Raw genomic sequence first — 16,367 nt, 5'->3', positions numbered from 1 at the left:
TAATCGCTTTATGTTTGAAAAGTTAAAGTTTCAGAACAAATGTGCAAGACCTATAGAAAAAGCACAAATATGTTCTTTTAAAAAATATTTGAAAAGTGGTAAGCTCTAATTTAGATAATCATTCTCAAACAAAAAGCCCCGTCAGAAGCCGGGGGGAATACGTGCTATTTTCATTTATAGAACAATTGTCCTATTAAATTGTACTAAAAGCAAAACCTAAGACTGTGTAGAGTTTTGGCTATAATCAGCGTCTTTTAATTAGTTCAGCTAACAAGTTTCTCCCCTTTCAGCATCCGCGCCGCGGCTTCAAGTAGAGCTTCTTCAAGATAGGGCTTGGTAAAGTAGCCACTAGCACCGAGTTGAGCAGCAATTTGTCTGTGTTTATCTGCACCCCGTGAGGTGAGCATAGCGATCGGTAAGTGGTTAAGGTTAGAGTCTTTCTGGATGCGAGAGAGTAATTCTAGACCATCGCAACGCGGCATTTCAATATCGCAAAATACGATATCACAAGGCAAACCGGAGCGGAGTTTATCCCAAGCTTCCTGTCCGTCACGTGCTTGTTCTACGCGATAACCTGCTTTGTTAAATGTCAGGGATAGCAATTCTCGGACTGTAATTGAGTCATCGACAATCAGCACTGTCGGGTCAATCTTCGCGGGAGAGGTATCTGGAGGAGTAAGTTTCTGTTGCCAAGAATTGCCACCAGTTTGTGTAGAAATCCGTCCTTGGAAGATGTCAATTATTTCTAGTACGTCAGCAATGGGCATAATCCGACCATCACCCAAGACTGTAGCACCAGCAACACCAATTGGTTTAGGTGCTGGTCCTTCAAATTGCTTAATTACAATTTCTTGTTCGCTTAACACCAAGTCAATCTGTAGAGCAATCAGGGTATTTGCCGATCGCACCACAACCACAGAAACCATATCATCATCTCTGGTACCGCCATAGACATTACCGCGACTGATTTGGCGATTGAAGGTTAAAAGTTCCTTTAGGGGTCGGAATGGTAGCACCGTATCGCGCCAGGAAATAAATGATTGCCCATTGGCATCGTGCTGAATATTTTTGACTGGAATATCTAGCGTATCTTCTACACCGTCCATTGGGAAGGCTACCCTGGCTCTATCTGAGACGCAGCAGAGAGCTTTACAAATACTCAGAGTCAGTGGTAAACGAATGGTGAAGGTGGTTCCCTTGCCGATCGCAGAATCGGTGTTAACTGTTCCCCGAATTTCGCTAATTTCGGAGCGCACTACGTCCATACCCACACCACGACCAGAAATTTCATCGGCTTGGTCTTTGATTGTAAAACCAGACTGGAACAGCAGATCGTAGACTTCCAGACGAGACATAGCTTTTGCCTGCACTTCTGTAATCATACCAATCTTCACAGCCTTAGCCTTAACCCTTGCAGAATCGATACCTGCGCCATCATCGCCTACGGATATGATTGTTTGGTTGCCTTGGTGGAAGGCACGGATAGTAATGATTCCTACAGGTGGTTTACCAGCAGCTTGTCTCTCTTCTGGCGTTTCAATACCGTGAGCGATCGCATTATTCAGCATGTGAGTCAGTGGATCGGTAAGATGATCCAAAATCATCTTGTCAATTAAGGTATCGCCACCTTCGATCACCAACTCTACTTGTTTGCCACATTTGATGGCGTTGTCGCGCACTCCTCGCCGCCAGCGATCAATAGTTTGAGCAAAAGGCACCATTCGCGCTCTAGTTAATCCCTCTTGTAGCTGGGTGGTTACTTGGCGGAACTGCCTGGCGACTCGTTCGGTTTCTTCGGTAACAAAATCAATGTCACTAGCTGACTCACGTACTCGTACAATCCGCTCAATCATCTGCTGTGAGAGTGTATGGAAGGGAGTAAAACGATCCATTTCTAGCTCGCTAAAACCCCGATCAGCATTGGAATCAGGGGCTTGTAAGCCGGGGTCTTTCTTTTTGCGTCCAGCTAACAGAGACGCTTCCAGTAGCGATCGCTCATATAACTCCTGCATCCTTGCACCCACATCTGAGAGTTGTTGTACCTGAATCAGCAAGTTATCTAATGACTGTCGTAGTCGTTCATGATCCTGCTCTAAGGTATTGCGGTTTACCACCAACTCCCCAACTAAATTACTCATATCGTCCAGTTGCTTAACTGGAACCTTCATCGTTTCTTCAAATCTCGCAGCCCGACGAGTAGAGGGACCAGTAGTTTTGTTGATGTTCGATTTTACTACAGTAGAATGCGATATTGTTTGATTCGCTTCTGCCAGCAACTTCTCTAAGTCACCAAATTCATCTTTTATGGCTGGTGATGGAATAGCATTTTTAGCTAAGACTGGTTGAGTGTTGAAAGGCTGGCGTTGGTGTAGCCCGTCGTAGACATCGCTATTGTTATCTGTACTTAGCAAGTCTTCCAGGGCAGCAAAATCTACTTCTGGTATCTTCTTAGCTTTAGGGATGGGTGCTACGTCCTCTCCTAATAATGCTGCCAAGTCTGCAAATTCATCTTCTTGAGTAACTATTTCAGTGGTTTCTGTAAACAATAAATTATTTTCAACAACTGTGTTTTCTCTTAGATAAAAGGTAGTTTCTAAATTATTATTTTCCTCAATCTCTAAAACTTCTGGGCTTGTCTGGGCTGAATCTGAAGTTTCCCTAAAATTGACAGTTTCTGATAGTTTATCCACAGTATTCTCTGTGGTGTCCATCTGAATATATGTCAATTCATTTGTCACTACATCTTCAAACAGCACTTGTGGATTTTTATTGAAAGAGCTAAACAAATCACCTGGCTGTTCTTCGGGTAATGCTGAATCTGAATTTTCCCTAAAACTGATGGTTTTTAATAGTTCATCCACAGTATTCTCTGTGGTGTCCATCTGAATATATGTCAATTCATTTGTAGCGACATCTTCAGAGTTGAACAAATCACCTAGCTGTGCTTGGGATGATTCTGAATCTGAAGTTTCCCCAAAGCTGACAGTTTCTGATAGTTCATCCACAGTATTCTCTGTGGTGTCCATCTGAATATATGTCAATTCATTTGTAGTGATATCTTCAAACAGCACTTGTGGATTTTCATTGAAAGAGCCGAACAAATCACCTGGCTGTTCTTCGGGTAATGCTGAATCTAAAGTTTCCTTAAAATTGACAGTTTCTGATAGTTCATTCACAGTATTCTCTGTGGTGTCCATCTGAATATATGTCAATTCATTTGTCACTACATCTTCAAACAGCACTTGTGGATTTTTATTGAAAGAGCTAAACAAATCACCTGGCTGTTCTTCGGGTAATGCTGAATCTGAATTTTCCCTAAAACTGATGGTTTTTAATAGTTCATCCACAGTATTCTCTGTGGTGTCCATCTGAATATATGTCAATTCATTTGTAGCGACATCTTCAGAGTTGAACAAATCACCTAGCTGTGCTTGGGATGATTCTGAATCTGAAGTTTCCTTAAAATTGACAGTTTCTGATAGTTCATCCACAGTATTCTCTGTGGTGTCCATCTGAATATATGTCAATTCATTTGTCACTACATCTTCAAGCAGCAGTTGTGGATTTTCATTGAAAGAGCCGAACAAATCACTTGGCTGTTCTTCGGGTAATGCTGAATCTGAAGTTTCCTTAAAATTGACAGTTTCTGATAGTTCATCCACAGTATTCTCTGTAGTGTCCATCTGAATATAGGTCAATTCATTTGTAGCAACATCTTCAAACAGAAGTTGCAGATTATCATCAAAAGAACCTAATAAATTAACTTCCAGATCAACAGCAGATATATCTAGGGTCTGATTAGTAAATTTTGGAACAAAATCTAAAGATTCTGGTTGTTGTGGTTTGAGAATTTCTTCCACCGGATGCTGCGATAACAAAGGCGTTTCAGGCGTGGAGATATCGTTGATTATAGGAGAAATAGTTAAGCTACTTGATGTAAATTCATCAAATAAATTATCTCCAGAATCTGATGATATCAAATCTAGCTGTTCTTGATGCTGGAAATTGATATCAAAATCTTCTTCTATATCAAAACTGGCTATAGGAGAAGGTATGGACTGCTGATTATCAGCAAAAATGTCATCAGCCGCCGCAGTAAACAAACTTTCATCTAACGCCGTTTCCACATTCTGCTCAATTAAGGAATCGAATTCGTCCTTTTCCTCTGTGGTTCCCTGGTTCCAGAAGTTGCTCAGATCATTTTCTGATTGAGAAAACTCAGGTTCTGTTACTGGAAATGTATCAAATAAATCACTGATTTCTGGTTCACTTGTCGATAATTGTGGCTGTTCTTCCATTTCAGCAAACAAGTTGTCCAAAGACAAGTCTGTTGGCTGAGGTAATTCTATGTAGTCACTAGGGGTAATTTCTTCTACCCAATTTGCATTTTTAGTTTCTAAGAATAAGTTATCAAAATTGTTTTGTTGGTTGGTAGATAGTTCCACACTGGTGAACGGCTCAGTTTCTGGTTGAGTGACTTTGCTTGTTGGCAATAGTTCATCATCATCTAACCCCAGTGTCAATAAATCTTCAACTGCACTATTTTGGACAATCTTGCTAGTAGTCTGGTTTGTATCACTAAGAATATCAATAAATTCTTGTAAAATTTTGGAAGAAGATGAGTCTAAATTTATCTCAAATTCGTTAATATCGCTCAAATCTAGAGGTGTAGCAGATATTTGTTGATTTTGCGGTTCTGAATTATCTTTTTCTAAAAAATGGTCGCCAAATAACAAGGATAAATCTTCTATTGTGGCTGTACTTATTGGGTGCAGCGCGTTGCTTATATCTTCATTAAAGGAGAGTAAGTCAGATAAATCGTTATGAGCGTCTTCAGCCTCAGTGCTGCTCAAATCAATTCCAAAGTCATCGATAGCAACAATATCTAAGGTTTCTTCTTGATGCCAACTTTCATCTAGTTCGGGAGTCTCACCGTCAAATAAATCAGCAAGGGTATTTAACTCAGCTATTCCTACCTCTGGCCCATTGGGGTCAAGATTGTTACTGATTGGATGTGCTTCGTCATGTGTGGTGAAAGTAAGACTAGTGTTTCTACTTTCGTTTAGTGGTGTTCCTTGTAACTGAAGGGAGGGGCGTTCGTCGGAGACGTTGGCGTAGCTATCGCTACTATCTTTGTCTAGATTCAGTTCTTCAGTTGTCTGGGCTAACGTATTGGTGTTACCAGATAGAATTGGCTCTGATTCTGTGAAAGCCGCAGATTGTTCATCAAACAAATTAGGTGTAATTTCTAATAACTCAATTTCTGCAAAGCTCAAAAGTGCTTCTAGTTGCTGACTAATTGCAATTTCGGCTTCTCTACCTTGCAGGACTAATTCTTGAGCTTGTTTGATTTCGGTAATGACAATTTTAGCTAAAGTCAGATAAGTGTTTTCAGGATTGCCGATCGCACTGGCTGCTGCTTGACATAAACCACACCATTTGAGCAAATTCCAAGTTTCACCAAGTTTGACTAACTGGTGACAGCATTGCTGGAGGTTTTGCCGAGTTAAAGGTGTTATAGTTTGCTTAAATAATTGCAACATTTCTCGCAGTGTTTGCAGCACTTGGGCTTGAAACTCGCTCCAGTTATTATTTTCTTTAGCAGTGACTGGCGATCGTGCAGCGTTAGCGAGTCCACGAGCGTCTAGCGCCTCCTGGGATGCTACCGAGTCTGGAGATTCCTGATGGGTGTCTTCTGCCAGAATATCGGGAATATCTCGCCGCATGATAATTTCTGTAACTGTGGAAACATTCTCTATAGAGGTTGTAAGTTCTGTTGTGTCAGAACTGCTGGCTACTCCACTCTTTGCTTGTTCTACAAGTAGTTCTAGATGCTGATATAGCCATTGAAAGACTGGCTCAGTTTCTGACATCAAAGTATTAGCTGCATCTTCAGAAAGACCATAAGGCCCACTCAAATGCTCTAACAGCGATTTTAGGGTATCAGAGACACCAAGAAATAAAGACTCTAACTTTTGGTCAATCTGAACCGGATTATCTTTGAGAATTTTGAAACAATCTTCCAGACGGTGGGAGGTATGCTGGATGCTAGTCAATCCAAGCATCGCCGCTCCTCCTTTGATGGAGTGAGCCGCCCGGAAGACCTCACTGATCATTTCCGGGTCGTTCAGGGTACCCTCTAAATTCAGCAAGCCCTGCTCAATGGTATTCAGGTGATCCCTGGCTTCTTCGATAAAGTAACCCAAAATCCGCTGTTGTTGTTCCGGCAGCATAGTTTTTTAGTCAAGAGTCAAGAGTCATTAGTTATTAGTCATTGGTCATTGGTCATTGGTCATTAGCAAATAACAAAGACAAAGGACAAATGACAATTTATCTGGTTTCCATAGTTTCCACTCGGAAACGTTCAACGGAGGCGATCAAGTCACGGGATACACCTACTAAATGTTGTAAGGCACCTGAAACCCGCTGTGCTTCTTGGGAAGTTTCTTGCGCGGTCAGTTCTACTGATTGCATTACATGAGCGACGGCGCGGGAGGTTTCCGTTTGTTCCACAGTGTCGCTAGTAATAGATCGCACAAGAATATCGATACGATTCGCCACTTGAATAATGTTTTCGAGCGATCGCTTGGCATCTTCTGCCAATTTTGTACCTTTAATTACTTGTTGTGTGCCTTCTTCCATCGCAGTCATTACAGAACCTGTTTCGCTTTGGATTTGCATCACAATTTGTTCAATTTCCTTCAGGGATTTGGCAGATTTATCTGCTAGCTGGCGCACTTCATCTGCAACGATCGCAAACCCGCGCCCAGCTTCTCCGGCTCTTGCCGCCTCAATACTAGCATTGAGTGCTAACAAGTTTGTTCTCGAAGCAATTTGAGAAATCAACGCCACAATTTTAGAAATTTCTTGGGAAGATTCCGCTAACCGCTTGACTTTGCGAGTAGTTTCGGCAACGGTTTCTCGAATTTCTAAAATCCCTGCTACGGTATTTTCGACTGCTTCACCACCTTTGAGAGCGATTGTACTAGCATCACGAGCAACGGTTTCAGCTTCCCGCGCCGCCTCTGCTACCCGCTGAATCGAGTCAGTCATTACCTGTACAGAATTCAGCGTCACCGCTAACTCTTCCGCTTGCCGCAAAGCATCACTAGATAAGGCTCTAGCAAAAGTTTCAGAGTTGGTTGCACCTTTTGTCACATCCTTCGCCGCCACTTTTACCTGTTGAACGATATCCCGCAGGTTTTGAATTGTCAGGTTAAATGCGTCGGCTACGGCTCCTAGTACGTCGGCTGTCACTTCCGCTTGGACTGTTAAATCGCCTCTAGCAGCTCCTTCCACATCATCCAACAAACGAATCACCTGACGTTGCAGGTTTTCTTTGGCTTCCTCTTGTTCATCGGCTTTCCGTTGGGCTTCACTTGTGGTTGTGAAAATTACCCGCGCCATTTCATTAAAGCCAGTTGATAAATGCCCCAATTCATCTTCAGAAAACACTGTGGCTTGAGCATTCAGATTTCCTTGACGTACAGCCTCAAACTGAGCTTGGAGGTCATCAGTTGTGCGCCGAATTTGTTTAAGCGCTAGATTCCCCATGAAGCCTGCGGTAGCAAAACCTGCAATCCCAGCGGCTAGTGACATTGCCCAACCTGTGTTTCGTACTGATTCTCGTTGTTGGGGTGGCGAAAATGTGGTGGCGACAAAGCTAACTGTGGCTACAACCAGCGCTGAGACAATGCCCACACTTCCAGCAATTAGCCATTGTTTCCGTTCGATGGAGGCATTTTCTAATGGTGCTAACCATCCTTGCTCGATGCTGACGTTGGGTTCTAGTTTTGAGACATCTGTTTGGCTAAAGACTGGAACGGCTTCATGGGAACCAGTCATTGAGAACAGTTCCTCTTCGCGATCGCTAGCAGCTGCATTACTTAAAAAAGCCTCCGCGCTTTGAAGGCGTCCAGTATCACTAGTTTCTACTGGAGCAGAATGGATTGCTGCATTACCAAAGTTAGAATCTCCTTCGATCAGGTCAAACCCTGGAATATTGCCTAAATCGTCAAATTCCTCAAAGTCATCTAAAAACTCGATATTGCTCTTAGAATTTTCTCCATTCAGTATATTGCTTGAGTCTTCATAAGAGTTTAAACTCTCTGAGCCGAAGGCAGACTCAAATGCTTCCATATCAAAATTTTCATCGTCATCTAAGCTATTTTTACTGATGAATTCACCTGATTTAAACTGCTTTTCCTTCTGAGGTAAATTACTATTAAAAGATGATTCATTATCAGGTAAATTCGGCTGAAAAGCTGATTCTGCCTCCACTTGTTTTGGTGTTATCCAGCTATGGGATTCGGTTTCAGACAAGTTATCTTGACTGTTGTCCTCCAATTTATTTGTTATTGGCGAATCATTTCTCAGTTCTTCTGCAACAATCAGTAAAGTTTCGTCTCCAAAACTAGATTTTTTATATTCTAAATTTCCCATACTCTGCTCTGGAGACTTTGGCTCACTCAACAAATCCGGGAAATTATTCTTGTTATTACCAGTTTGTAAGTTAGAAGATGAAGAGTTATTATTGTCAATAGTTGAATTTCCGTAAGGAGAACTTATCCCATTATCTGAGAATTGACTATTTGCTAATGATTCTTCGGAAATATCTTCTGAGATACTTTCCTGCCAAAAAGCAGGTAACTCCAATTCTGTGTTCTCTTCCCAGTTTTTATTTGACTCTTGTTCCTGTGATTCTTCATTTATGGCAAAAGGATCATCACCAAAAGCTATAGAAGAATCTGAGATTTTTTCTGTTCCAATACTATCTTCTGTGGGCAGATCAAATGGACTTTTTGAAGATGTATCTTCAACGCCATTCATATTTTCTAGATGCTCTACAAAAAAGTTTAAATCAAGGTTCTCGCTGTCAAACTCTTCACCAGCACTCAAATCTTCTAATTCTGGTTCGCTATATGCCAGTACATCAGATATCTCTGAGGAATCTATTTCCTCTTGATTTTTTGATGGATCGATCTGCCCACCGAATGACTGTAAATATTGATTAATATTGTCAATTCCATTCTTGGCAAAACCAATAATTTCTTGATCATTAGTCAAGCCTAATACTTGTTGATATTCTTCTTTTGCTACATCGTACTGCTGTAAAACATAGTAGATATGACCCCGCAACAAATGGGTATTGGGGTCATCTGGTAAATTTTGCACCACTTGGTCAACTAAAGTGGCCGCAACCTCATAATTTCTTTGAACATAGGCGGTCATCGCCTGTTGATATGTTGGCTCGTAATTATCAATACTTGCTGCCATTTCCTCCTCCAATTTCATCCTGCCCACCTAGCACTTCGTACAATTGCCATTTGATCGAGCAGTCGTAGACACTGGTTATTTCTAGCACCTAATGACCACTCTCCACGTAAAAAGGGAGCCATCGTATCTGGAACACTAGTTGGTGGCATAAGATTCTGGATATCCAACCAGTCCATACCACCGATTTCCTCTACTGCTAAACCCACTATTGTGTCTTGTTCTTCAATGGCAATCACCGAAATTTCAGCTCTATCCGTGTTTAATGCACTTGCTTCCCCCAGAAATTGACCCAAATCGGCCACCCAAATAACTCGACCTCGTAAATTTAGAGTACCCAAAAGTAAAGGAGAAGCATTAGGAATTGGGGTGATTCTATCAGGACTTAGTTCAATTACCTCTCGGATGCCAGTTGCTTGTAGTGCAAACTCCTGATGCGAGGGAATGTAAAACCTCAAATGTAACTCACCTTCAGGACTTTCTACTTGTAATTCTGGTCGAAAGTGGTCTTGACCGCTGCCACTTAAAAAGTCCGGTTTGCTGACCATGTTGTTTTTATCCTTATCCTCGCAGCAGTTGTTTGACTGTTCCTACCAACTCGGTTGGTTGAAACGGTTTGGCTATGTAAGCGTCTGCACCCTGCTTCATGCCCCAATAGCGATCAAATTCTTCACCTTTGGAAGAACACATAACCACTGGGACATTTTGGGTTTTTGGATCGGATTTTAACCGCCGACAAACTTCGTAGCCGTTCATTCGGGGCATGACAATATCTAATACCACTAAATCTGGAGGTGCTATCTGAATTGCCTCTAATGCTTCTAATCCATCACTAGCATGGGTAACTGTTAGGCCAGTTGCTTTCAGGAGGTCTGTAATCATCTCCCTTTGCGCTATACTGTCTTCCACAATCAGAACTGTGCTCATAAGTGTCTATTTACCTCCTGATTTAGACGTTCCTAATTGGAACATTCCTTGATCCTCCGCAAGTATTAACTGTATAAATTAATTTTATGTCTTCACTATTTTCCCGGAGATTGACGTTTCACTCAGTTAACTGACTCTGTGATAACATCTTTTAACTCATCTTTTAGTAGATCAACAAATCTTTGATCTCTTTATATGTCCTATAGACGAGGAAGATAATGGAGATGAGGGAGAAATAATTAATTCCCAATGACGCCAGTCGGCTCAAGTCGGGAAACCCGCTAACAGCGCTGGCTCTCCAATGCCCAATTTTCATTGATTGTTGATATATTTCTCTACGAGCATGAGTAACTCAGTGTCTGTAAACGGTTTTGTTAAATAATCTGTTGCCCCGACCATCCTAGCTTTGACTCGATCCATAAACCCATCTTTCCCAGTAAGCATGATAATCGGTGTGAGCCGAAATGCTGTTGAATGTCGCAGCATGGCGCAAACCTCATATCCTTCCAATTCCGACATGGCAATGTCGCATAAAATTAAATCCGGTTTGAGTTGAAAAACCAGACTTAGTGCCTCTAAAGGATTGGTAAGAGCGATCGCTTCATAACCTTGTGGTTGTAAGATGGAATTTATAGTCTCACCGATGGCGATCGCATCGTCAATACATACTATCCGCCCTGTCGGTTTTCCCTTAAATTCCCTGCTATTCGTGTGTGTATCTGGTTGATTAGTCTCTGAATATACTAGTTGTAGCCAACTTTGTTGTACATAAGGATATATTGCCTTAGCGACTGTCAAAATGTCTCGGTTGAGATGGCGAGCCAGTTGTCGCAAGGATGTTTTACCATCAGCCCAATGTTGTAGCTTACTCACGGTTGCTTCTGGTAAAGAAGATTGTAGCTGAACTTTGTCAGAGAGCGCTGGCAATTGTTCTGGAGACTGAATGTGTGGATAGAGTTGCTTCCACTCTTGCAACTGCTTAGTAATTTTTGTCACAAATGGAGCAATCTCAAAAGTGTTTAATTGCGGGGCAAGTGCCGCACCTTGATGGAAAATGAAGTTACCTTGGCGTAAACTCAGCAGGTCAAAGAGAGTTTCATGCACCAAACCGTAAATGATACTACCAGCTATCTTTGGGTTGATGATATTCTGCTCCAAGAGTGCCCAAAGATAGGCATACTCTGGTGCGTCAGTTGGTGGTAGGGAGCTAATTTGTTTGTCGGTGAGTTGCATCTCAACTTGATAATGACGTAAATAATCGCTAATTCTGGATAAACTACTCTCACCTTCTTGGCAATAGATAATTTGACCATTAAGGAAAAAGACGAACCAAGACTGTTGTTTAGGGCGATAAATAGTTGTTCCCTCTCCACCCAGTTTGTTGTTCTGGTGAGAGCTATAAGCTTCTACCCATAGTTGCCCAGTTCGCTGTCCCAATTCAATCAATTGCAGAATACTGCAAATATCAATTTCATTTAAATTTCCCTGCATTTAGTTAAAAAGTACTCCTTAAGTATTGCTGAATTCTGTTAGCACAGCGGGGCGTAGCCCATTGTGAATTATGAATTCATCTTTAAGTATTGATTATGGAGTATTGAAAAGATTTTTACTCTATTGTGATCGTCATTAGGAAATACATTAAGCTATAAACCTTTATCTTTCGTAATACACTTTGACAAAGCTAGTGTTAACACGGAAGTCATCATCACTGTCACCAGTACAAAATATAAAGGCGCGACCAGGTCGCTTCTATAAGTATCAAGACGTAACATCTTGCGTTTATAGTTTTGTCTGTCTTGTTCTCCTTAACCTTGGTTCAGTGAGACAAGTTAACAGAATTATTTAAGGTATATCTCAAAACATGAACTTTAAGTGCATCAATAAAGGACTAACGGTGTGCTGTATTTAGCAGAAGTACAAAAACAGAAAGGTGGTTTACTCGGTGGCGGTGCGAAAACTGAACTGAAACTGCTAGCTTGTCAGCGAACTGACCAGAATTGGAGTACTGTGTCGGAAGAAGTGATTGCCGCTGAGGACGCAAGCAAATTAAATGATGGTGCTTTGGTACTGGTTGAACTGAATCCGAATCGTCAAGTGCAGCGGGTTCAAGAAGCAGGACGTCCACTCGTCAACATTTTGCAGAATTTTTCCCGCCAGTTGGAGAAATTTAAGCTTAAGGAAGATGAGATCGATCAGTGGAAACAGTCACTAACGTTTCAGGCGCAAGAGTTGAATCGCCGTGAAATGGACATGGAGGTACGGTCTGAACAGTTGCAAGAATTGGAGGATGAGGTACAACACCTAGAGGAGCAAAAACAGGAAGTTGACACCTCCCGCCAAGAAATTGAACGATTGCAAGCAGAAATTGAGCGCAACCGCCAAGAGTTGGAAGGCGCTTGGGAGCATTTACGGGGTGAGCAGCGTCGCCTGGAAGAACGCCAAGCGGATTTTCAACAAGGGACGGTTTTGGATGAGGAGCAAAGTCGAGTAATGAGTGAGTTACTCGATCGCTTGTCTAGTCGTGTTACTCCTACAGAAACAGTTAGAGAACACCTGCATCTAGCCTTTGAATTGGTCGAAAAGCAGCAAGCTACTCTGACCCCACACTGGCAAAAACTGGAGAAAGAAAAAATTGCGATCGCCCAACAGCAAGAAGATGTTGAGCGCTTGTCACAAACCTTGAGTGATCGCCAAAATGCATTGCAAGAAGCGCAAAATTCTCTAGTTCAGCAAACAGCCCAATTACAAATAAATACAGCAGACCTTACCAGTAAGCAAGAGTATGCTCGGATCGTCAAAGAGCAGTTACGAAACGCCGAAGAGTTATATCAACAAATTCACTCTTTAGCTGCAACATCTGGTGATGTAGTTCTCGGCAAGCAAGCTGATGTGGAGGCTTTGGATAAAATGCCTTTAGAAGAACTACAAAAGATAGTGCAAGACTTGCAGCATAAGTTAGAAATCGACGCTAGCTTTGTTCACGATCAAGAACAAGAACTGAAATATAAACAAGAAGCTATAGAAGAACTCCAAACTAAGTTAAATCACGCATCTGACCATGACCACATCAATTTAGAACTAGAACTAACTGATGAAAAAGACCTTTATCAGATGCTAAACTCCAGTTTGGTGGGACAACGCCGCAATATGCTACAGCATCAGAAGTTTCTCAAGCAACACCAAACTGTACTGCTACGGCGGCAAGGACATACTGTTACTGAAGAAGAAAGTAACAACAAAATCAATTTAGAACCGATTCTGTTACAAATTGAAACCCAGCGACAACAATATTCACAGGAAATCCAAAAGCTGGAACGTGAGATTGAGCAAATTCGTTCTGGTCTTGAGCTAAATAAGGGAATGATTGACAATCAAACTCACGATCTAGATGAAAAGCACCAAGAATTGAAAGCGATCGAGGAAAACTTGCTATCCATACGAAGAACAACTGCTGAATCCTATGGTCGAGTGAATCTTTACCAAGAAGCACTACAACCAATTCAGGATTCTCTAGATGGATTACGGCAAAAGCTGCAAGGAATTGGAGAATCTTTGGATCAATTCCAGGAAACTAGTGATTATCAAGTCCAAGCGATCGCTCAGTTGCGTCATACTCTCCAAAGTTTAATGCCTCAGCCAGAATTACTAGCGTCTTAACAAGTACTTGGGCTTTAGCCTAGCTAAAGTTCAAGTACGAACTATGAGCTTAGTTATTACTCCATAAATAAACTAGAATCTACATTAAAAAACTCTCCCAGCTTATGAGCTTGTTCTATATTTATCTTCTCTTGTCCATTTAAAATATTATCAACCAAATTTTTTGCCCCTAAAACTGATACTAAATCATCTCTACTTCTCCCAAATTATTCTAAAATAAATAATAACATAGACGTAAAATTATTTTGCTGGCTTGGCTGATAATATTCTTGTTCAAACTTTTCAATTAAAGTAATTAATAACTGATAAAGTTCGTCTTCTTCTGGGGTGTGTTCCCGGTACATTAAATCTTCCACTATCCCTAAAGCTTGCTCATTTTCAGCTTCACTCTTTATTTATGTCAGATAACAAAGCACCTGCGTATGGTATGGCATTCCTCGCCTTTTTAATTTCAGGAAGTTTAAAATCTTGCCAGCGACAAAATTATAATCCTAATGCTTACCAGTCTGTTCCTAGTGTAAGTCAACAGTGGGGTAATAATACATATCCGCCTCCCCCTAGCTATCAATCACAACCTAATCCTCAAGAAGAAAATGAATCTGACTCTTATGCAGTTCAATTTCCTTAGTTGTTAGATGCTAATTTAAAAATAAGTAGAGTTACTCACTTAATTTATCTCTTAACTTAACTAATGAATTCTCTCTAAATCAAATATGATTAGAGGGAATCATATTTTCTACTACTTCCCTAGGCACTTCTACTATTTCTTCAGCAATAGCTAGCTTTTTTCTTAATATTATGAAATTAATAATGTGCATCGTTGCTGATAACAAAAAGACTTTAAATAACTATTTCAAACAGATCCAGTCGCCTTCTACTTGAGCGATCGCACCACCAGGAAATGGATCGGTTTGCGATCGGTTGGGCGCTATAATTAAAGCCGTTAATTTTTCAATGTGTTCAAAACTGGGGGCATCAGTCAGTATTTGCTGTAATACCTGACGCATCACCCGACGTTGCAACGCCAATGGTGCTTTCTGCAATACCCGACGATTTAACCTCAAGGGAAGAAGAGGAGTAAGAGAATCTTCTTCATGCCCAATGCCCCATCCCATAGCTTTTTCCCGCAACTGCTGGGCAGTTTTTTCCAAATATTCCACTTCCGCTTGGAGAAGTTCTGCTGTTTGGGCTAAGGCTGATTCTACTTGGGGGTTGAAATTATCTCGCAAATATGGTATCAATTCTTGGCGAATGCGGTTACGGGCATATTGCAAATCTTGATTGGTGGAATCTTCCCAAATTGGTAATTTAAATTCTTGACAAAATTGTTCTGTTTGTGAACGAGTGATTTCTAAAAGTGGACGCACTAGCATAATGCCTGTAGTTAACGAGCGTTGCCAAGTCAGGGCTTGTAACCCATCAGCACCAGTACCGCGAATTAAATTGTAGAGGAGAGTTTCGGCGCGATCGCTGGCGGTATGTCCTGTAACCATATATTGATAATTATTTGCCTGAGCGATCGCACTTAAAGCTTGATATCGCCAATCACGTGCAGCAGCTTCACTATTTATCGCTTTATTCGCTGTTTCTAAATAAAAAGATATACCCCAAGTTTTAGCTAAGTTTTCGACGTGGTTAGCATTAGCTTCGGAGTCAGAACGCCAGCGATGATCGCAGTGAGCAATACCTAAATACCATCCCCATTTGGATTGTAAATCTAAAAGTAATTTTATTAAACATAGAGAATCTTGTCCGCCGGAAACAGCGACTAATAGCCGCTGGTTGCGCTCAAATAAGTGGCGTGATCGGATGGTACGATGTATTTTTGCATGTAGGGGAGTCCATACCATTTTGTTTTTTTTAGCGCACACGGATACAGATAATTTTCTATTATATTGGTGTCTACCAACGTGCATCGACGGTTACAATTTTGGTATTAATTTTCACTTTCCTTGAGTTGCTGCCGAAGGTCGTCGAGCGGAGAGCTTTCCTGTTTGATTTCTAATCCATTCTCTTCTGGTTTGTCTTCGATTTCAGTTTCATCAGGGCAAAATTCTAGGCGTACTCTAATTTTGCCTGTTCGCCATTGTTGACCAGGTATTAAAACATAACATTCAAATCCTTCCCCAAATATTATTGATCCTGACGATGTACAGTATTTTGCCCAAATTTTCTTGACTTCCTTTAATAACTGAAACACTATTTGAGTTCGGGGTAAATTTTCAAATGCTTCTTGATGAAAATGTACAACATCATCAGGATTTAGAGGTTTCCATTCATCATTCATAATCAATTTCCTGTAACTCAATTTATAGTTCCCAAGAGTTCGGAAATAATTGTTTAGATTTTACTTGCAGCCACAACTTGTTTAACGGGATTGTTTAACTGTCTCTACTGAGTTGAGAAAAAGTAATAAAAAGTCTTGAGTAACTGAGGCAGTGTTAAGTAGTGATAATCAGCCTGAAGATAAGGTAGTAGAGATAATTTACTTATATTTAAAATGTGCTAAT

10 protein-coding genes are annotated in these 16,367 nt (G+C 41.1%); 2 read left to right on the top strand and 8 right to left on the bottom strand.

The window, feature by feature from the left end; genetic code table 11:
• Window positions 1–263: 263 nt before the first annotated feature.
• The 5 genes from V7K60_RS17640 to V7K60_RS17620 form a co-directional block, all read right to left on the bottom strand.
• Entirely contained in the window at window positions 264–6,233 is a 5,970-nt protein-coding gene (locus V7K60_RS17640; RefSeq protein ID WP_334927138.1) for a hybrid sensor histidine kinase/response regulator, read from the bottom strand.
• Window positions 6,234–6,330: 97 nt separating this feature from the next.
• On the bottom strand, window positions 6,331–9,276 hold the full coding sequence (locus tag V7K60_RS17635) for a methyl-accepting chemotaxis protein (protein WP_334927137.1): 2,946 nt from the start codon (window positions 9,274–9,276) through the stop codon (window positions 6,331–6,333).
• A 14-nt stretch (window positions 9,277–9,290) separates the two neighbouring features.
• The gene (locus V7K60_RS17630) at window positions 9,291–9,821 is read right to left on the bottom strand and encodes a chemotaxis protein CheW (RefSeq protein WP_334927136.1); all 531 of its coding nucleotides are present in this window, start codon (window positions 9,819–9,821) and stop codon (window positions 9,291–9,293) included.
• 13 nt (window positions 9,822–9,834) lie between these two features.
• Entirely contained in the window at window positions 9,835–10,200 is a 366-nt protein-coding gene (locus tag V7K60_RS17625; RefSeq protein ID WP_069073698.1) for a response regulator transcription factor, read from the bottom strand.
• A gap of 312 nt (window positions 10,201–10,512) precedes the next feature.
• Entirely contained in the window at window positions 10,513–11,691 is a 1,179-nt protein-coding gene (locus tag V7K60_RS17620; protein WP_334927135.1) for a response regulator, read from the bottom strand.
• 405 nt (window positions 11,692–12,096) lie between these two features.
• Here V7K60_RS17620 and hmpF point away from each other — a divergent pair, with 405 nt between their 5' ends.
• Window positions 12,097–13,857 (top strand): pilus motility taxis protein HmpF, encoded by a 1,761-nt coding sequence (hmpF, locus tag V7K60_RS17615; RefSeq protein WP_334927134.1) that lies wholly within the window; start codon window positions 12,097–12,099, stop codon window positions 13,855–13,857.
• Between the two features lie 206 nt (window positions 13,858–14,063).
• Here hmpF and V7K60_RS17610 read toward each other — a convergent pair whose 3' ends face one another.
• Window positions 14,064–14,213: a hypothetical protein gene (locus tag V7K60_RS17610; protein WP_334927133.1), complete on the bottom strand. Its 150-nt coding sequence runs from the start codon at window positions 14,211–14,213 to the stop codon at window positions 14,064–14,066.
• A 41-nt stretch (window positions 14,214–14,254) separates the two neighbouring features.
• Between V7K60_RS17610 and V7K60_RS17605 the strand changes: the two genes are divergently transcribed.
• Window positions 14,255–14,485, top strand: a complete 231-nt coding sequence (locus tag V7K60_RS17605) for a hypothetical protein (RefSeq protein WP_334927132.1) — start codon at window positions 14,255–14,257, stop codon at window positions 14,483–14,485.
• 220 nt (window positions 14,486–14,705) lie between these two features.
• Here V7K60_RS17605 and tilS read toward each other — a convergent pair whose 3' ends face one another.
• Both tilS and V7K60_RS17595 read right to left on the bottom strand, forming a co-directional pair.
• On the bottom strand, window positions 14,706–15,707 hold the full coding sequence (tilS, locus tag V7K60_RS17600; protein WP_334927131.1) for a tRNA lysidine(34) synthetase TilS: 1,002 nt from the start codon (window positions 15,705–15,707) through the stop codon (window positions 14,706–14,708).
• A gap of 86 nt (window positions 15,708–15,793) precedes the next feature.
• Window positions 15,794–16,144: a KGK domain-containing protein gene (locus tag V7K60_RS17595; RefSeq protein WP_334927130.1), complete on the bottom strand. Its 351-nt coding sequence runs from the start codon at window positions 16,142–16,144 to the stop codon at window positions 15,794–15,796.
• Window positions 16,145–16,367 lie beyond the last annotated feature (223 nt).

It is taken from the genome of Nostoc sp. (assembly GCF_036917555.1).
Lineage (GTDB): Bacteria > Cyanobacteriota > Cyanobacteriia > Cyanobacteriales > Nostocaceae > Nostoc.
This window is presented reverse-complemented; position numbering and strand designations above follow the sequence as displayed.